This window comes from Pseudomonas palmensis (assembly GCF_017848315.1).
Classification (GTDB): domain Bacteria; phylum Pseudomonadota; class Gammaproteobacteria; order Pseudomonadales; family Pseudomonadaceae; genus Aquipseudomonas; species Aquipseudomonas palmensis.
On the sequence record NZ_JAFKEC010000087.1, the window covers coordinates 1 to 17,860 of the forward strand.

Annotated in this window: 15 protein-coding genes; 13 read left to right on the forward strand and 2 right to left on the reverse strand. The window is 64.7% G+C overall.

Annotation, left to right across the window (positions count from 1 at the left end):
• Positions 1-4: 4 nt before the first annotated feature.
• The 11 genes from JZZ72_RS28390 to JZZ72_RS26380 all read left to right on the forward strand — a co-directional run bounded on the left by JZZ72_RS28390 (position 5) and on the right by JZZ72_RS26380 (position 14,269).
• Positions 5-145: a PilN domain-containing protein gene (locus JZZ72_RS28390; RefSeq protein ID WP_408004358.1), complete on the forward strand. Its 141-nt coding sequence runs from the start codon at positions 5-7 to the stop codon at positions 143-145.
• On the forward strand, positions 142-1,047 hold the full coding sequence (locus tag JZZ72_RS28045; RefSeq protein WP_116052380.1) for a pilus assembly protein PilP: 906 nt from the start codon (positions 142-144) through the stop codon (positions 1,045-1,047). The genes JZZ72_RS28390 and JZZ72_RS28045 overlap by 4 nt, the downstream gene beginning before the upstream one ends.
• Positions 1,048-1,071: 24 nt before the next feature.
• Positions 1,072-2,343: a type IV pilus secretin PilQ gene (locus JZZ72_RS26340; RefSeq protein WP_054915549.1), complete on the forward strand. Its 1,272-nt coding sequence runs from the start codon at positions 1,072-1,074 to the stop codon at positions 2,341-2,343.
• 4 nt (positions 2,344-2,347) lie between these two features.
• Positions 2,348-2,866, forward strand: coding sequence for a shikimate kinase AroK (gene aroK / locus JZZ72_RS26345; protein WP_043859939.1), 519 nt, complete (start codon positions 2,348-2,350; stop codon positions 2,864-2,866).
• Between the two features lie 100 nt (positions 2,867-2,966).
• Positions 2,967-4,064 carry a 3-dehydroquinate synthase gene (gene aroB / locus JZZ72_RS26350; protein ID WP_043859938.1) on the forward strand — a complete coding sequence of 366 codons (1,098 nt, stop codon included), beginning with the start codon at positions 2,967-2,969 and terminating at the stop codon, positions 4,062-4,064.
• A gap of 16 nt (positions 4,065-4,080) precedes the next feature.
• Positions 4,081-5,676: an AAA family ATPase gene (locus JZZ72_RS26355; protein ID WP_210015411.1), complete on the forward strand. Its 1,596-nt coding sequence runs from the start codon at positions 4,081-4,083 to the stop codon at positions 5,674-5,676.
• A gap of 367 nt (positions 5,677-6,043) precedes the next feature.
• Positions 6,044-10,489, forward strand: a complete 4,446-nt coding sequence (gltB, locus tag JZZ72_RS26360; protein ID WP_078481687.1) for a glutamate synthase large subunit — start codon at positions 6,044-6,046, stop codon at positions 10,487-10,489.
• 33 nt (positions 10,490-10,522) lie between these two features.
• On the forward strand, positions 10,523-11,941 hold the full coding sequence (locus JZZ72_RS26365; protein ID WP_210015412.1) for an FAD-dependent oxidoreductase: 1,419 nt from the start codon (positions 10,523-10,525) through the stop codon (positions 11,939-11,941).
• A 180-nt stretch (positions 11,942-12,121) separates the two neighbouring features.
• Positions 12,122-13,186 (forward strand): uroporphyrinogen decarboxylase, encoded by a 1,065-nt coding sequence (gene hemE / locus JZZ72_RS26370; protein WP_043859934.1) that lies wholly within the window; start codon positions 12,122-12,124, stop codon positions 13,184-13,186.
• A gap of 147 nt (positions 13,187-13,333) precedes the next feature.
• Positions 13,334-13,834, forward strand: coding sequence for a hypothetical protein (locus tag JZZ72_RS26375; protein WP_116052377.1), 501 nt, complete (start codon positions 13,334-13,336; stop codon positions 13,832-13,834).
• 87 nt (positions 13,835-13,921) lie between these two features.
• A complete protein-coding gene (locus JZZ72_RS26380) occupies positions 13,922-14,269 on the forward strand; it encodes a YgiW/YdeI family stress tolerance OB fold protein (RefSeq protein ID WP_210015413.1) in 348 nt (115 codons plus the stop codon).
• 57 nt (positions 14,270-14,326) lie between these two features.
• Here JZZ72_RS26380 and JZZ72_RS26385 read toward each other — a convergent pair whose 3' ends face one another.
• Entirely contained in the window at positions 14,327-15,568 is a 1,242-nt protein-coding gene (locus JZZ72_RS26385) for an MFS transporter (protein ID WP_420831976.1), read from the reverse strand.
• A 143-nt stretch (positions 15,569-15,711) separates the two neighbouring features.
• Between JZZ72_RS26385 and JZZ72_RS26390 the strand changes: the two genes are divergently transcribed.
• Together JZZ72_RS26390 and JZZ72_RS26395 are read left to right on the forward strand one after the other, a co-directional pair.
• A complete protein-coding gene (locus JZZ72_RS26390; protein ID WP_043859930.1) occupies positions 15,712-16,611 on the forward strand; it encodes a LysR family transcriptional regulator in 900 nt (299 codons plus the stop codon).
• Positions 16,612-16,677: 66 nt separating this feature from the next.
• The gene (locus tag JZZ72_RS26395) at positions 16,678-17,448 is read left to right on the forward strand and encodes a ParA family protein (RefSeq protein ID WP_043859929.1); all 771 of its coding nucleotides are present in this window, start codon (positions 16,678-16,680) and stop codon (positions 17,446-17,448) included.
• On the opposite strand, the gene trxC is transcribed toward JZZ72_RS26395, so the two are convergent.
• Positions 17,445-17,860, reverse strand: a 416-nt coding sequence (gene trxC / locus JZZ72_RS26400) for a thioredoxin TrxC (RefSeq protein WP_210015414.1), incomplete at its 5' end; no start/stop codon positions are given. The two genes, JZZ72_RS26395 and trxC, sit on opposite strands and share 4 nt — an antisense overlap.

Below are 17,860 nucleotides of genomic sequence, written 5' to 3' on the forward strand. Positions count from 1 at the left end.
GGGGGTGGCACAGGGGCGGGCGTCGGTCACTCAACTGCTGCGCAATCTGGATCAGGCCCCTGGCCTGGGCGAGGTGCAGTTGCAGGAGATCAAGGCCACCGCCGCCGGCGAGGTGTTCCACCTCAGTGCGCAGGTGCAGCCATGAGCCCGGCTCTCGACTGGTACCTGGTGGCAGCGTGGCCTCGGCGGTACAAGGCGCTGTTGCTGGCGGCTTGCCTGCTGCTGGCGCTCGGTAGCGGTTATGGGCTGCACCTGCGCGGGGCGAACGCTTCGCTTGAGCGGGCGCTGGCGCGTGGAGCCGAGTTGCAGCAGGCCTGGCAGGCGCAGGCAGACCAGGTCGCCCGGCTGGACGAGCAGCAGGCCCGCTTGCTCGGCCTGGAGCAACGCCTGCGGGAGGCCCAGGCCCGGCTGCTGCCAGCGGGCGGCATGCCCGGCCTGCTGCAGGCTGTCGCCCGGGCCGGGCGGGGCCTGGTGTTCGAGCAGGTGAAGGTGTTGCCGGCGCACCCGCAGGCCCTGCATGCCGAAATGCCGGTGCACCTGCAGGTGGTGGGCGACTTCGCCGCGCTGGCCGGTTTTGTCGACGCCCTGGCCACACTGCCTGAGCGCGTGACCCTGCATGACCTTCACCTGGCGCCGCTGGCGGGGCGTGGGCAACTGCGTCTGCAGATGCACCTCAAGGCCTATGCGTCCGGCCTGCCGGTCGACCCCGTGGCGCAGCCGGCGCCGGTGCTGGCGGAGGCGCGCGATCCCTTTGCCGCGCCGCCGCCCGCAGCGCTCGAATTTGCGCTGGAACACGTGCCGCTGGAACAGATGGAACTGGTCGGGCACCTGGCCGACCGTCGAGGCGGGGTGGCGTTGATCCGTGTTGCGGGGGCGCTGTACCCGTTGCGCGAAGGTGACCGGCTGGGGCCGGACAAGGGGCGGGTGGTGCGCATCGATGCGCAGCAGGTCGAGCTCGAGGAGCAGGTATGGGTCGAGGGCGCCGGCTGGGTGGAGCGCTCGCAGGTGATCGAAGCCAATGGGGTGGCTCGACACGTCGTCAACTGACCAGGGAGGTCGTGGATGAACAGGATGTTCAGCCTGTGTGCGGTACTGATGGTGGCGCTGCCGGTAGCAGGTGCAGGCCTTGGGGCCGAGGGGGCAGGGTATGGCGGCGAGCCGCTGTCGTTGAGTTTCCAGGATGTCGAGGTGCGTTCGGTGCTCAAGGTGCTGGCCGACTTCACCGGGGTCAACCTGGTGGCCAGTGATGCAGTGCAGGGCAAGGTGACCCTGCGCCTGCACGAGGTGCCCTGGGAACAGGCACTGGACCTGGTGCTGCGCAGCAAGGGCCTGGGTCGGCGTCAGGAGGGCAACGTGCTGCTGGTGGCGCCTTTGGCCGAACTGGCCGGGCACGATACCCAGGCCCGTGCGGCGCAGGCCCCGCCAACGCTGGTGCGCGAACTGCTCACGGTCAGCCATGCGCGGGCCGGGGACATCGTGCAGCTGTTCCAGGCCATGGTCGAGGACGACGACCCCGGCGCGATCACGGTCGACGAGCGCACCAACACCATCATTGCCAGCCAGCCGTCGGCACGCCTGGCCGACCTGCGGCGGCTGCTCGCGCAGCTCGATGTACCGGTTCGCCAGGTGATGATCGAGGCGCGCATCGTCGAGGCCAATGTCGATTACGAAAAAAGCCTGGGGGTGCGCTGGGGCGGGGCGGTGCAACTGGGCGGCGGCCTGCGCGCAGGCGGGTTGGCCGCCGACGGACTGCCGTTCGTCGACCTGGGGGTGGAACGGGCCACCTCGGGTATCGGCCTGGGGTTGGTGCGCGACAGTGTGCTGCTCGACCTGGAGCTCAGCGCGATGGAAAAGACCGGCAATGGCGAAATCATCTCCCAGCCCAAGGTGGTCACCGCCGACAAGGAAACCGCGCGCATTCTCAAGGGTACCGAGGTGCCGTATCAGGAGTCGGGCGCCAACGGCACTACGTCCACCACCTTTCGCGAGGCCTCGCTGTCGCTGGAGGTGACCCCGCAGATCACGGCCGACAACCGGGTGATCATGACGGTCAAGGTCACCAAGGACGAGCCGGACTACCTCAATGCCCTCAACAGCGTGCCGCCGATCCGCAAGAACGAGGTGAATGCCAAGGTTCAGGTGGGGGATGGCGAGACCATCGTGATCGGCGGGGTGTATGCCACCGTGCAAAGTAATGTTGTCGACAAGGTGCCATTTTTCGGCGATGTGCCGTATGTTGGGCGGCTGTTTCGTCGCGCTGTCATCCAAGAGAAAAAATCCGAGCTGCTGGTCTTCCTGACTCCGCGTATCATGAGTGACCGGGCGATTGCTGTGAGTCGTTGATTCTGTGCGAAATTTGATACTTGTAGGGCCGATGGGTGCCGGTAAGAGCACCATCGGTCGCTTGCTGGCCAAAGAGCTGCGCCTGCCGTTCAAGGATTCCGACAAGGAAATTGAGCTGCGCACGGGCGCCAACATCCCGTGGATCTTCGACAAGGAAGGCGAGCCCGGCTTTCGTGATCGCGAGCAGGCGATGATCGCCGAGCTGTGCGAGGCCGACGGCGTGGTGCTGGCCACCGGCGGCGGCGCGGTGATGCGCGATGCCAACCGTGCGGCGCTGCATGCCGGGGGGCGCGTGATCTACCTGCACGCCTCGGTGGAGCAGCAGGTGGGGCGTACCGCCCGTGACCGCAACCGGCCGCTGCTGCGCACGGCCAACCCGGAGGCCACGCTGCGTGCCTTGCTCGAGTTGCGCGACCCGCTTTATCGGGAAATCGCCGACCTGGTGGTGGAAACCGACGAGCGGCCGCCGCGCATGGTGGTTCTGGATATTCTGGAGCGCTTGCAGAAGTTGCCGCCCCGTTAAGGCTTGACTATCCTCGGCGGCCAGTCATGCCCTGGCAGGGCACTTCGTTATTGCGCGGGTCGGGTCTTCGATGCCGCGCCTTTGTTCTTTGTGGGGACACATGCAGACACTTAAGGTCGAACTGGGCGAACGCAGCTACCCGATCTACATCGGCGAAGGCCTGCTGGATCAGCCTGAACTGCTGGCGCCGCACATTGCCGGCAAGCAGGTCGCCATCGTATCCAACGAGACTGTCGCGCCCCTTTACCTGCAACGCCTCACCCACAGCCTGGGGGCCTACTCGGTACTGCCGGTGGTGCTGCCCGATGGCGAGGCCTTCAAGAACTGGGAAACCCTGCAACTGATCTTCGACGCCCTGCTGACGGCGCGCCACGACCGTCGCACCACCGTGATCGCCCTGGGCGGCGGGGTGATCGGCGACATGGCCGGCTTTGCCGCCGCCTGCTACCAGCGCGGCGTGGACTTCATCCAGGTGCCCACCACGCTGCTGTCCCAGGTGGACTCGTCGGTGGGCGGCAAGACCGGCATCAACCACCCGCTGGGCAAGAACATGGTCGGTGCCTTCTATCAGCCCAACGCGGTGCTGATCGATACCGCCAGCCTCAAGAGCCTGCCGCCGCGCGAGCTGTCGGCGGGCCTGGCCGAGGTGATCAAGTACGGCCTGATCTGCGACGAGCCGTTTCTGGGCTGGCTCGAAGACAATGTCGATGCGCTGCGTGCGCTCGACCAGGCTGCACTGACCCGCGCCATCCAGCGCTCCTGCGAGGCCAAGGCGGCCGTGGTGGGGGCTGACGAGCGCGAGTCGGGCGTGCGTGCCACGCTCAATCTCGGTCACACCTTTGGCCACGCCATCGAAACCCACATGGGCTATGGTGTGTGGCTGCACGGTGAAGCCGTGGCGGCTGGCACGGTAATGGCCCTGGAAATGTCCATGCGCCTGGGCTGGATCAGCCAGGCGCAGCGCGACCGCGGCATTCGCCTGTTCCAGCGCGCCGGCCTGCCGGTGGTGCCTCCGGCCGAAATGACCCCGGCCCACTTCATGGAACACATGGCGGTCGATAAAAAGGTGCTCGACGGTCGTCTGCGCCTGGTCCTGCTGCGCCATATGGGCGAAGCCGTGGTGACCGACGACTATCCGCAAGAGATTCTTCAGGCCACGCTGGCGGCGGATTACCGCGCAATCGTGGCCCAGCTTTGAGGTTGACGAGAGTTCGATGACTAGTTTGCATGCCGACGAGGCCTTTCTCGGCCATTACCAGTTGAACCATGACCCCTTCGCTGCGCGGGTGCCTGGCTTCAAGTTCTTCCCTGCCCAGCGCAAGCCGGTGCTGGGCCAGTTGCATCACCTGGCCCGCTACAGCCAGTTGCTGCTGGTGGTCACAGGCCCTCTGGGCAGCGGCAAGACCCTGCTGCGCCAGGCCCTGGTGGCCAGCACCAACAAGCAGTCGGTGCTCAGCGTGGTGGTTTCGGCGCGTGGCGCCGGCGATGCAGCCGGCCTGCTGGCCCAGGTGGCGCAGTCGCTGAACGTGGCCAAGGCGCAAGTCACCGAGATCCTCGCCCAGATCGTGCAGTTGGCGCTGACCGGTCAGGAAGTCTACTTGCTGGTGGACGATGCGGAACAACTTGGCGAGTCGGCACTCCAAGCCTTGCTGGAACTGGCGGCGGGCACACCGGAAGGTCGCCCGCACGTGTTCCTGTTCGGCGAGCCGTCACTGATCGCAGCCCTGGATGAACTCAATGCCGAGCAGGAGCGTTTCCACGTCATCGAGTTGCAGCCCTACACCGAGGACGAAACCCGGGAATACCTGGAGCAGCGTCTGGAAGGTGCCGGGCGCGGCATCGAGGTGTTCACCAGCGAGCAGATCGCCGAGATTCACGAAAACTCGGACGGCTGGCCTGGAGCAATCAACCAGGTGGCCCGCGATACCATGATCGAAGCCATGCTCGCCACCCGCTCGCCGGTGAAGCGACCATCAATGGGGTTCAATATGCCGAAGAAACACGTGCTGGCGTTGTCTGCCGTGGTAGTGGTTGCCGTGGCGGCAGCCGTGCTGATGCCCAAGAAGGGCGACCAGGCGCCGGCCACTGCGCCTGCCGAGCAGGCGCAACTGCCCCTGGGCCAGGGCAAGCCGGGCAATGCCCAGTCGAACAACGGTGGCCCGGCCATCGAGTTCGCCGGTTCTTCGCAGCCGATGCCGCTGCCACTGGTGGGCCAGTCCCAGCCGGTGATGCGCGGCCCGCTGGCCGAGGCGGCCGGCATGGGTGATGGCGAGGAATCCGGCCCGGCTGGCGACACTGCACTGCAGCCGCCTACCGTTACCACCACTGCACCGCCCGCCGGTGTCACTGCAGGCCCGGCGCCTACGATGGCCCAGCCGGTTGTACCGGCGCAGCAGCCTGCCGCGCCAGTGGCCAGCAAGCCGGTTGCACCTGCCGCCAAGCCCGCCCCTGCGCCCGTGCAGGTGGCCACGGCCAAGCCGGCACCCAAACCTGCAGAAACACCCGCTGCCAAGCCCGCTGCGGGCGGTAGCTGGTACAGTGGCCAGGCGCCAGGCAACTACGTGGTGCAGATCCTGGGCACCAGTTCCGAGGCATCGGCCCAGGCGTTCGTCAAGGCCGAGGGTGGCGACTATCGCTACTTCAAGAAAACCCTGCAGGGCAAACCCCTGTACGTGATCACCTACGGCAACTTCTCCAGCCGCGATGCAGCCGTCGCTGCAATCAAAACCTTGCCAGCCAAGGTCCAGGCTGGTAAACCTTGGCCTCGTACCGTTGCCAGCGTCCAACAAGAACTGGCTGCGACCCGCTGATACATGGTCGGGTGGCACTACCCCCGCCACCTGCTGAGCGACTCCTGAACCCCGGTCTAGCCTGCTGCGTAACACGCGGCAGGCTTTTCTGTCCCAGACTGCCGGCCACAAGCCCGTGTTGCAGTCCAGGCTGAAACGCTTCAGACTCAAGAAATTCCTTTACCACGGATTCTTGTATAAAAACATTCAAAAATGCGACATGGATTTTCACTGATGCGTCAGTAAATTTGTGGGCTTCACTGTCGCTGTGCAACAATGGCATTCGTATTGCCCCCGCAAAGCTGACGTTCGTTCGGCGTGGATGGTAAGTGGTTGTATTAAAAAGAGATTTGCCTTGGTGAGAGGCGAACCTGGTGAGAAAGTGTCTATGAAAACAGGTCTGTACCATCCCGAAGAATTCAAGGATAACTGTGGTTTCGGCCTGATCGCCCATATGACGGGCGAACCCAGCCACCACCTTTTGCAAACGGCTATCCAGGCCCTGACCTGCATGACCCACCGTGGTGGGATCAACGCCGACGGCAAGACCGGCGACGGCTGCGGGCTGCTGATGCAGAAGCCCGATCGGTTCCTGCGGGCCGTGGCCCTGGAACAGTTCGGCAGCGAGCTGCCCCGCCAGTACGCGGTCGGCATGGTGTTCTTCAACCAGGACACCGCCAAGGCCGAAGCCGCACGCGACAACATGAACCGCGAGATCCTCGCTGCCGGCCTGAGCCTGGTGGGCTGGCGCAAGGTGCCGATCGACACCAGCGTGCTCGGTCGCCTGGCGCTGGAGCGCCTGCCGCAGATCGAGCAGGTGTTCGTCGGTGGCGAAGGCCTGAGCGATCAGGAATTCGCGATCAAGCTGTTCAGTGCCCGGCGTCGCTCGTCGGTGGCCAACGCCGCCGATGCCGAACACTACATCTGCAGCTTTTCGCACAAGACCATCATCTACAAAGGCCTGATGATGCCGGCGGACCTCACCGCCTTCTATCCGGACCTGAGCGACGAGCGCCTGCAGACCGCGATCTGCGTGTTCCACCAGCGCTTCTCCACCAATACCCTGCCCAAATGGCCGCTGGCCCAGCCATTTCGCTTCCTCGCCCACAACGGCGAGATCAACACCATCACCGGCAACCGCAACTGGGCCCAGGCGCGGCGTACCAAGTTCGCCAACGACCTGATCCCGGATCTGGAAGAGCTCGGCCCGCTGGTCAACCGCGTGGGCTCCGACTCCTCGTCGATGGACAACATGCTCGAGCTGATGGTCACCGGTGGCATCGACCTGTTCCGTGGCGTGCGCATGCTGGTACCGCCGGCCTGGCAGAACGTCGAGACCATGGACCCCGACCTGCGCGCGTTCTATGAATACAACTCCATGCACATGGAAGCCTGGGACGGCCCGGCGGGCATCGTGCTCACCGAAGGCCGCCATGCCGTGTGCCTGCTCGACCGCAACGGCCTGCGCCCGGCGCGCTGGGTCACCACCAAGAACGGCTATATCACCCTGGCGTCGGAAATCGGCGTGTGGGACTACAAGCCCGAAGACGTCATCGCCAAGGGCCGCGTGGGCCCGGGGCAGATCTTCGCGGTCGACACCGAGACCGGCCAGATCCTCGACACCGATGCGATCGACAACCGCCTCAAGTCGCGCCACCCGTACAAGCGCTGGTTGCGCCAGAATGCCCTGCGCATCCAGGCCGACCTGAGCGACGACCAGGGTGTGGCCAGCTACGACGGCGACCAGCTCAAGCAGTACATGAAGATGTTCCAGGTCACCTTCGAGGAGCGTGACCAGGTGCTGCGCCCGTTGGGTGAGCAGGGCCAGGAAGCCGTGGGCTCGATGGGCGACGACACGCCGATGGCGATCCTGTCCCAACGCGTGCGTTCCACCTACGACTACTTCCGCCAGCAGTTCGCGCAGGTCACCAACCCGCCGATCGACCCGCTGCGCGAAGCCATCGTGATGTCGCTGGAGATCTGCCTGGGTGCCGAGCGCAACATCTTCCAGGAATCCCCCGAGCACGCCTCGCGGGTGATTCTCAGCTCGCCGGTGATTTCGCCGGCCAAGTGGCGCTCGCTGATGAACCTCGACCGCCCGGGCTTCGAACGCCAGGTGATCGACCTCAACTACGAGGAAAGCATCGGCCTGGAAGCGGCCGTGCGCAACATCACCGAACAGGCCGAAGAAGCCGTGCGCAGCGGCAAGACCCAGCTGGTACTGAGCGACCGTCATATCGCACCCGGCAAGCTGCCGGTGCATGCGTCGCTGGCCGTGGGCGCCGTGCACCATCGCCTGACCGAACTGGGCCTGCGCTGCGACAGCAACATCCTGGTCGAGACCGCCACCGCCCGCGATCCACACCACTACGCGGTGCTGATCGGGTTCGGCGCCTCGGCGGTGTACCCGTATCTTGCCTACGAAGTGCTGGCCGACCTGATCCGCACCGGCGAAGTGCTCGGTGACCTGGACGAAGTGTTCAAGTACTACCGCAAGGGCATCTCCAAGGGGCTGCTCAAGATCCTCTCCAAGATGGGCATCTCGACCATCGGTTCCTACCGGGGCGCGCAGCTGTTCGAAGCCGTGGGCCTGTCCGAGGAAGTGGTCAACCTCAGCTTCCGTGGCGTGGCCAGCCGCCTCAAGGGCGCGCGCTTCGTCGACATCGAGAACGAGCAGAAGCTGCTGGCCGCCGAAGCCTGGAGCCCGCGCAAGCCGATCCAGCAGGGCGGCCTGCTCAAGTTCGTGCACGGTGGCGAATACCACGCCTACAACCCGGACGTGGTCAATACCCTGCAAGCCGCCGTGCAGCAGGGCGACTACGCCAAGTTCAAGGAATACACCGCACTGGTCGACAAGCGTCCGGTGTCGATGATCCGCGACCTGCTCAAGGTGAAAACCCTGGAGCAGCCGCTGGACCTGAGCGAAGTCGAGCCACTGGAGGCCATCCTCAAGCGCTTCGACTCGGCGGGTATCTCCCTGGGCGCGCTGTCGCCTGAGGCCCACGAAGCCCTGGCCGAGGCGATGAACCGCCTGGGCGCGCGCTCCAACTCCGGCGAGGGCGGCGAAGACCCGGCCCGCTACGGCACCATCCGCAGTTCCAAGATCAAGCAGGTGGCCACCGGCCGCTTCGGCGTCACCCCCGAATACCTGGTCAATGCCGAAGTGCTGCAGATCAAGGTGGCCCAGGGCGCCAAGCCGGGCGAGGGCGGCCAACTGCCGGGCGGCAAGGTCAACGGCCTGATCGCCAGGCTGCGCTATGCGGTGCCGGGCGTGACCCTGATCTCGCCACCGCCGCACCATGACATCTACTCGATCGAAGACCTCTCGCAGCTGATCTTCGACCTGAAGCAGGTCAACCCGCAGGCGCTGGTCTCGGTCAAGCTGGTGGCCGAAGCCGGGGTAGGCACCATCGCCGCCGGCGTGGCCAAGGCCTATGCCGACCTGATCACCATCTCCGGCTACGACGGTGGTACCGGCGCCTCGCCGCTGACCTCCATCAAGTATGCCGGTGCACCGTGGGAACTGGGCCTGGCCGAAACCCACCAGACCCTGCGTGGCAACGACCTGCGCGGCAAGGTGCGGGTACAGACCGACGGCGGCCTGAAAACCGGCCTGGACGTGGTCAAGGCCGCGATCCTCGGCGCCGAGAGCTTCGGCTTCGGCACCGCACCGATGATCGCCCTGGGCTGCAAGTACCTGCGCATCTGCCACCTGAACAACTGCGCCACCGGCGTGGCCACGCAGAACGAAAAACTGCGCAAGGACCACTACATCGGCACCGTCGACATGGTGGTCAACTTCTTCACCTACGTGGCCGAGGAAACCCGTGAATGGCTGGCCAGGCTGGGCGTGCGCAGCCTGGGCGAGCTGATCGGGCGTACCGACCTGCTGGAAATGCTCCCCGGTGAAACCGAGAAGCAGAAGCATCTGGACCTCAGCCCGTTGCTGGGCAGCCCGCACGTTCCGGCCGACAAGCCGCAGTTCTGCGAAGTGGACCGCAACCCGCCGTTCGACAAGGGCGTGCTGGCCGAGAAGATGGTGCAGATGGCCCTGCCGGCGATCCGTGACCTGGCCGGCGGCGAATTCGAGCTGGATATCTGCAACTGCGACCGCTCCATCGGCGCGCGGATCTCTGGTGAAATCGCCCGCCTGCACGGCAACCAGGGCATGGCCAAGGCGCCGCTGACCTTCCGCTTCAAGGGCACTGCCGGGCAGAGCTTTGGGGTGTGGAACGCCGGTGGCCTGAACATGTACCTCGAAGGTGATGCCAACGACTATGTCGGCAAGGGCATGACCGGCGGCAAACTGGTGATCGTGCCGCCAGCGGGCAGCCCGTTCGAAACCCAGCACAGCGCCATCGTCGGCAACACCTGTCTGTACGGCGCCACGGGCGGCAAGCTGTTCGCCGCCGGCACCGCGGGTGAGCGCTTCGCGGTGCGCAACTCCGGTGCCCACGCCATCGTCGAGGGCACGGGCGATCACTGCTGTGAATACATGACCGGGGGCTTTGTCTGCGTATTGGGCAAGACCGGTTACAACTTCGGTTCCGGGATGACCGGTGGTTTTGCCTACGTGCTCGACCAGGACAACAGCTTCGTCGACAAGGTCAACCACGAACTGGTGGAGATCCAGCGTATCAGCGGCGAGGCGATGGAGGCTTATCGCAGCCACCTGCAGCGCGTGCTGGGTGAATACGTCGAAGAAACCAACAGCGAATGGGGTCGTGAGCTCTGGGAAAACCTGGATGACTACGTGCGTCGCTTCTGGCTGGTCAAGCCGAAGGCGGCCAACCTGAAGAACCTGCTGTCCAGCACCCGTGCCAACCCGCAGTGATATGCGCCTGAAGAGTTTGATGAGGTTTTGAACATGGCTGAACGTCTGAGTAATGACTTCCAGTTCATCGAGGTCGGGCGCAAGGATCCGAAGAAGAAACTGTTGCGTCAACGCAAGAAAGAGTTCGTGGAAATCTACGAGCCCTTCAAACCCCAGCAGTCGGCCGAACAGGCCCACCGCTGCCTGGGCTGTGGCAACCCGTACTGCGAATGGAAGTGCCCGGTGCACAACTTCATTCCCAACTGGCTCAAGCTGGTGTCGGAGGGCAACATCCTCGCCGCCGCGGAACTGTCGCACCAGACCAACACCCTGCCTGAAGTGTGCGGCCGGGTGTGCCCGCAGGACCGCCTGTGCGAGGGTGCCTGTACCCTCAACGACGGCTTCGGCGCGGTGACCATCGGCTCGGTGGAGAAGTACATCACCGACACCGCCTTCGCCATGGGCTGGCGCCCGGACATGTCCAAGGTGGTGCCCACCGGCAAGCGCGTCGCGGTGATCGGTGCCGGCCCTGCGGGCCTGGGTTGTGCCGACGTGCTGGTGCGCGGCGGGGTAGCCCCGGTGGTGTTCGACAAGAACCCCGAGATCGGCGGCCTGCTGACCTTCGGCATCCCCGAGTTCAAGCTGGAAAAGACCGTGCTCAGCAACCGCCGCGAAGTCTTCACCGGCATGGGCATCGAGTTCCGCCTGAACACCGAGGTGGGCAAGGACGTCACCATGGACCAGTTGCTCGAGGAATTCGATGCGGTGTTCATGGGCATGGGCACCTACACCTACATGAAGGGTGGCTTCCCTGGCGAAGACCTGCCGGGTGTGCACGACGCGCTGGATTTTCTGATCGCCAACGTCAACCGCAACCTGGGCTTTGAAAAGTCCCCGCAAGACTTCGTCGACATGAAGGACAAGAAGGTCGTGGTGCTGGGCGGTGGCGACACCGCGATGGACTGCAACCGCACCTCCATCCGCCAGGGCGCCAAGGCCGTGACCTGTGCCTACCGGCGTGACGAGGCGAACATGCCCGGCTCGCGCAAGGAGGTGAAGAACGCCAAGGAGGAGGGCGTGAAGTTCCTCTACAACCGCCAGCCGATCGCGATCGTGGGTGAAGACAAGGTCGAGGGCGTGAAGGTGGTCGAGACCCGTCTCGGCGAGCCGGATGCCCGTGGCCGTCGCAGCCCCGAGCCGATTCCGGGTTCCGAAGAGATCATCCCGGCGGACGCTGTGGTCATCGCCTTCGGTTTCCGCCCCAGCCCTGCGCCGTGGTTCGAGCAGTTCAGCATCCAGACCGACAGCCAGGGCCGTGTGGTGGCGCCGGAGCAGAACCGCTTCAAGCACCAGACCAGCAACCCCAAGGTGTTTGCCGGTGGCGACATGGTGCGCGGTTCGGACCTGGTGGTGACGGCTATCTTCGAGGGGCGCAATGCCGCCGAGGGGATCCTGGACTATCTGGAGGTCTGATCGGGCCTCTTCGCCAGCAAGGCTGGCTCCTGCCAAACCTGTAGGAGCCGGCCTTGCCGGCGAAGCTTTTAACTAAATCTATTGACCTACCACAGGTCGATAGACAAAAGGCACGGTTCATACCGTGCCTTTTACGTTGGTGTCTGAGAAAATGCCCCCACTTTTTTTCCGGATGCCGACATGACTGCCTTGAAGAACGATCGTTTTCTGCGCGCCCTGCTCAAGCAACCCGTAGACGTCACCCCGGTGTGGATGATGCGCCAGGCCGGCCGCTACCTGCCGGAGTACCGCGCCAGCCGCGCCAAGGCCGGTGACTTCATGAGCCTGTGCATGAACCCGCAGTTCGCCTGCGAGGTCACGATGCAGCCGCTGGACCGCTACCCGCTGGACGCCGCGATCCTGTTCTCGGACATCCTGACCATCCCTGATGCCATGGGCCAGGGCCTGTATTTCGAAACCGGCGAAGGCCCGCGCTTCAAGAAAGTCATCAGCACCCTGGCCGACATCGAGGCGCTGCCGATCCCCGACCCGCAAAAGGACCTGGGCTACGTGATGGATGCGGTCAGCACCATCCGCCGCGAGCTCAACGGCCGTGTGCCGCTGATCGGCTTCTCCGGCAGCCCGTGGACCCTGGCCACCTACATGGTCGAAGGCGGCTCGTCCAAGGACTTTCGCAAGACCAAGGCCATGCTCTACGACAACCCGCAGGCCATGCACCTGCTGCTCGACAAGCTCGCGCAGTCGGTGGTCAGCTACCTCAACGGGCAGATCCTGGCCGGCGCACAGGCCGTGCAGATCTTCGACACCTGGGGTGGCAACCTGTCGGCGGCGGCGTACCAGGAGTTCTCCCTGGCCTACATGCGCAAGATCGTCAGCGGCCTGATCCGCGAGCACGAAGGGCGCAAGGTGCCGGTGATCCTGTTCACCAAGAACGGCGGCCTGTGGCTGGAAAGCATTGCTGATGCCGGCGCCGACGCCCTGGGCCTGGACTGGACCTGCGACATCGGTGAGGCGCGCCAGCGCGTGGGCAGCAAGGTGGCCCTGCAGGGCAACATGGACCCGACCGTGCTCTACGCCAAGCCCGAGGCCATCCGCGCCGAAGTCGGGCGTATCCTGGCCAGCTATGGCCACGGTACCGGCCACGTGTTCAACCTGGGCCATGGCATCACCCCGGAAGTCGATCCGGAACATGCCGGTGCCTTCATCCACGCCGTGCACGAACTGTCGGCGCAGTACCACCAGTAACGGGCAACTGCCTGGCGGGTGCCGCGTATCGCGGCCCCGCCACTGACTTTTCACGCTCCCCCGCCGATCCGTCCTACTGCCCGTCCGAGCCCCCTCCCTTACCATTCCGACCTCGATGCACAGCCGTGCCATTCAAGGAAGGAACCCGTGCCCAAGGATACCCGCGCAGTACAGCATCCCCTGCTGGCGGCAACCTGCCAACGGCTTGCCGAGCACGGTGACAACCAGCAACTGACGCGTCAGGGCATCCGCCTGGCGTTGCTGTGTCCGGCGATCCTGATGTGCGCCGTGCTGGCCATCTTCGCGTTCCTGCTGGGTGTCGTGATCCCTGATGTCGTGCAGATATTCGCCCATCACCAGCAGGCGTTGCCGGCCACGATCCGCATTTCGATGGCGCTGAACGAGAGCGGGCAGCGCTTTGCGCTGCCGTTTGCCGGTGTGCTGGTCGCCGCCGGCGTGTTCGCACGGCTCGCGTTGCACGCACTGCGGCGTCGACTGAGGTGGCACGGTTTGCTGTCGGACGTAAGGGTTGAACGAGCCCTGGGCCTGTTTGAGCCATTGATGCTGGCGATGACGGGCGGTGTGATGCTGTTCATCGGGCTGGCCATCCTTATGCCGATTCTGAGCCTCACCGCGTTGCTGGCCTGATCGGGTTTCCCACCATCGCGCATTAAGCTTCAGTTCAGGCGTGGGGATTAACCTGAGCGCATCCCCACTTGAAACGGAATGCCCACCATGAAAACTCGTTACCTGGCTCTGCTGCTTGCCTCGCTGTTCACCACTGGCGCGATGGCCGCCGGCTACACCGGCCCTGGCGCCCAGCCGGTCACCACGGTCGCGGCAGCCAACGACGCCGCCGACGACACTCCGGTGGTACTGCAGGGCTTTGTGGTCAAGAAGCTCAACAACGACGACAAGTACGAATTCAAGGATGCCAGCGGCACCATCACCGTCGAGATCGACAACGAAGACTTGCCGGCGGTGGCCTTCAACGACAAGACCAAGGTCAAGCTGACCGGTGAGGTCGAGAAGAACCTGATGTCCCGCGAGATCGATGTCGACCTGGTCGAAATCATCAACTGAACAGCTTCGCCGGCAAGGCCGGCTCCTGGTAGGAGCCGGCCTTGCCGGCGAGGGGTATCAGCCCTTCACATTCCCCGGCAGCGCCGGCAGCTTGCTCAGGTGCAACGCCACCAGCAGTGCGATCACCAGCAGGCTGCCGATGAACAGCCCGATGCCGTTCCACCCACCGTAATGCCAGAACACCCCGCCTGCCGTGCCCGCCACGCTCGACCCCGCGTAGTAGCTGAACAGGTACAGCGAAGAGGCCTGCCCCTTGGCCGTGAGCGCACGCCGGCCGATCCAGCTGCTGGCCACCGAATGCGCGCCAAAGAAGCCGAAGGTGAACACCAGCATGCCGACGATCACCAGCACCAGGGGCGAGAACAGCGTCAGCAGCAACCCACCGAACATCAGCAGGATGCTCATCCAGAACACCTTGCGCCGCCCCAGCTTGTCCGACAGTGCGCCGATCTGCGCCGAGCTGTAGATGCCTGCCAGGTACACCACCGACAGCAGCCCCACCAGCGCCTGACTCATGTGGTACGGCTCGGCGAGCAGCCGGTAGCCGATGTAGTTGAACAGCGTGACGAAGGCGCCCATCAGCAGAAACGCTTCCAGAAACAGCCACGGCAGCCCGGCGTCGCGAAAGTGCTGGGTGAAGCCGTTCAGCAGGCTGCGCGGGTTCATCGAGCGTGCACTGAAGTTGCGCGACTCGGGCAGGATCCTCCAGAACACTGCCGCCGCGACCAGTGCCAGGCCGCCGATCACCAGCATCGCGGTGTGCCAGCTGACGAAGTCGATCAGTACCCCGGTGATCAGGCGCCCGCTCATGCCGCCGATGGCGTTGCCGCCGATGTACAGCCCCATGGCCAGGCCGATGTGCTGCGGATGAATCTCTTCGCTCAGGTAGGTCATGGCCACCGCCGCCAGCCCGCTCAGCGACAGGCCCACCAGGGCACGCATGGCCAGCACGCCGTGCCAGCTGGGCATCAATGCGCTGGCGATGGTGCACAGCGCGGCGCAGAACAGGGCGAACACCATCACCGGCTTGCGCCCGACGCGGTCGGAAATCGGCCCGGTCACCAGCAGCCCGAACGCCAGCAGGCCGGTCGACACCGACAGCACCAGGCTGCTCTGGGCGGCATTGATGGAGAACTCGTGGGACAGCAGCGGCATCATCGGCTGCACGCAGTACAGCAGGGCGAAGGTGGCAAAACCGCCACAGAACAATGCCAGCACCGTGCGCATGAACGCAGGGGTGCCTTTCTCGATCCAGCTTTCGTTCAGGGGGGCGGCGGTGTTCGCCGGGGCAGGGGGCAGCTCATGGGCAACAGCAGTTTTCACGGGGACCTCGAAAGGGGCACGGCCTCGCAGGCAGTGAAAAAAGCATATAGCTGGCTATTGATCTTTTCCAATATATTGTTCGACCTGTTTAAGAGGTTTTACGACCTATTGGAGTTGCCATGGAACTGCGCCACCTTCGCTACTTCATCGCCGTGGCCGAAGAGCTGCATTTTGGCCGTGCCGCACAGCAACTGGGCATCTCTCAACCGCCGCTGAGCCAGCAGATCCAGGCCCTGGAGCAGGAGCTGGGTGCACGCCTGTTCGAGCGTACCAACCGACGGGTGGCACTCAGCGAAGCCGGCCGGCTGTTTCTCGACGAGGCGCGCCAGGTGCTGGCGCAGGTCGACAAGGCCGCCGACGTGGCGCGGCGTGCCCAGCTCGGCGAGCTGGGTGAGATGAAGATCGGCTTCACCTCCTCGGCGCCGTTCAACTCCAGCATCCCCAAGGCCATCAATGCGTTTCGCCAGCGCTTCCCGGCGGTGCACCTGAACCTCAAGGAAATGAGCAGCCGCGACGTGGTGGATGCCTTGCTCGACGAGTCCATCGAGGTCGGCCTGATGCGCCCGATGAGCGTGCCCGATGGCGTGGTGATCACCGAACTGTTCCGCGAGCCGCTGGTGGCGGTGCTCAATGCCGCGCACCCGCTGGCCCAGGGCAACGAGCAGGGCCTGCCGCTGGCGGCCCTGGCCCAGGAGCCGTTCGTGTTCTTCCCGCGCAGCTACGGCAGCGGCCTGCACGCGCAGTTGCTCAGCCTGGCGCGCTCGGCCGGCTTCAGCCCGCACTTTGCCCAGGAGGCAGGCGAGGCCATGACCATCATCGGCCTGGTATCGGCGGGGCTTGGGGTGTCGGTGCTGCCGGCGTCGTTCAAGCGCATGCGCATCGACGGGGTGGCGTACCGCACCTTGCTCGACGCCGACGCGGTGACAGCGGTATGGCTGGCGCAGCGGCGCGAGGACGTGTCGGCGATGGCCCGGGCGTTCACCGAACTGTTGATCCGCCAGGCCCAGACGCAGGGCTGAAAGGCACTGGCTAAACCGGCGCAACCCTCACATACTCGGTAGTTCCTTTCACATGGAGGTCTGTTCATGCGGCGCGTGGTGTTCAATCAGAAAGGTGGCGTGGGCAAGTCGAGCATTGCCTGCAACCTGGCGGCCGTCAGTGCCAACGAAGGCTATCGAACCCTGTTGATCGACCTGGACGCCCAGGCCAACTCGACCCAGTACCTCACCGGCCTGACCGGCGAGGACATTCCCATGGGCATTGCCGACTTCTTCAAGCAGACCCTGTCCTCGGGGCCGTTCGCCAAGAAGAACAAGGTCGACATCTATGAAACCCCGTTCGACAACCTGCATGTGGTAACCGCCACGGCAGAGCTGGCCGACCTGCAGCCCAAGCTCGAGGCCAAGCACAAGATCAACAAACTGCGAAAGCTGCTGGACGAGCTGTCCGACGATTACGACCGCATCTACCTGGACACCCCGCCTGCGCTGAACTTCTATGCGGTTTCAGCGTTGATCGCCGCTGATCGCGTATTGATCCCCTTCGACTGCGACAGCTTCTCGCGTCAGGCGCTGTACGGCCTGCTGGCCGAGATCGAAGAGCTCAAGGAAGACCACAACGAGGGCCTGGAAGTCGAGGGCATCGTGGTCAACCAGTTCCAGGCGCGCGCCAGCCTGCCGCAGCAGATGCTCGACGAACTGATTGCCGAAGGCTTGCCGGTGCTGCCGGTGTACCTCAACAGCTCGGTGAAGATGCGTGAGTCCCACCAGGCCAGCCTGCCGCTGATTCACCTGGAACCGCGGCACAAGCTGACCCAGCAGTTCGTCGAACTGCATACGCTGCTGGAAAACGCCTAGACCCCCTGGCTGCGCAGCCATTCCAGCAGTTGCTGGAGTGTGAAGGCGCCGCTCTGGCGCGCCACTTCGCGGCCATTCTTGAACAGGATCAGGCTGGGAATGGAGCGTATGCCCAGTTGCCCGGCCAGTTGCTGATTGGCTTCGCTGTCGAGCTTGGCCAGGCGGCAGCGTCCGGCCAGTTGGCCGGCGGCCTGTTCGAAGACCGGGCCGAACGCCTTGCAGGGCCCGCACCAGTCGGCCCACACATCGATCAGCAATGGCAGGTCGCCCTTGATCTGGCTGGCGTAGTCGCCCTGTTTCAATTCGAATGGCTTGTGCAACAGGACCTCACCCTTGCAGCGCCCGCACTTGGGTGCGTCCCTCAGGCGTGCGGCGGGGATGCGGTTGAGGCCGTTGCAGTGGGGGCAGGGGA

Excerpts from the sequence above, each read along its gene's own strand:
- JZZ72_RS28045 (WP_116052380.1), top strand. The coding sequence starts at position 142 with ATGAGCCCGGCTCTCGACTGGTACCTGGTGGCAGCGTGGCCTCGGCGG.
- JZZ72_RS26340 (WP_054915549.1), top strand. The coding sequence starts at position 1,072 with ATGTTCAGCCTGTGTGCGGTACTGATGGTGGCGCTGCCGGTAGCAGGT.
- aroB (WP_043859938.1), top strand. The coding sequence starts at position 2,967 with ATGCAGACACTTAAGGTCGAACTGGGCGAACGCAGCTACCCGATCTAC.
- JZZ72_RS26355 (WP_210015411.1), top strand. The coding sequence starts at position 4,081 with ATGACTAGTTTGCATGCCGACGAGGCCTTTCTCGGCCATTACCAGTTG.
- gltB (WP_078481687.1), top strand. The coding sequence starts at position 6,044 with ATGAAAACAGGTCTGTACCATCCCGAAGAATTCAAGGATAACTGTGGT.
- JZZ72_RS26365 (WP_210015412.1), top strand. The coding sequence starts at position 10,523 with ATGGCTGAACGTCTGAGTAATGACTTCCAGTTCATCGAGGTCGGGCGC.
- hemE (WP_043859934.1), top strand. The coding sequence starts at position 12,122 with ATGACTGCCTTGAAGAACGATCGTTTTCTGCGCGCCCTGCTCAAGCAA.
- JZZ72_RS26380 (WP_210015413.1), top strand. The coding sequence starts at position 13,922 with ATGAAAACTCGTTACCTGGCTCTGCTGCTTGCCTCGCTGTTCACCACT.
- JZZ72_RS26390 (WP_043859930.1), top strand. The coding sequence starts at position 15,712 with ATGGAACTGCGCCACCTTCGCTACTTCATCGCCGTGGCCGAAGAGCTG.
- JZZ72_RS26395 (WP_043859929.1), top strand. The coding sequence starts at position 16,678 with ATGCGGCGCGTGGTGTTCAATCAGAAAGGTGGCGTGGGCAAGTCGAGC.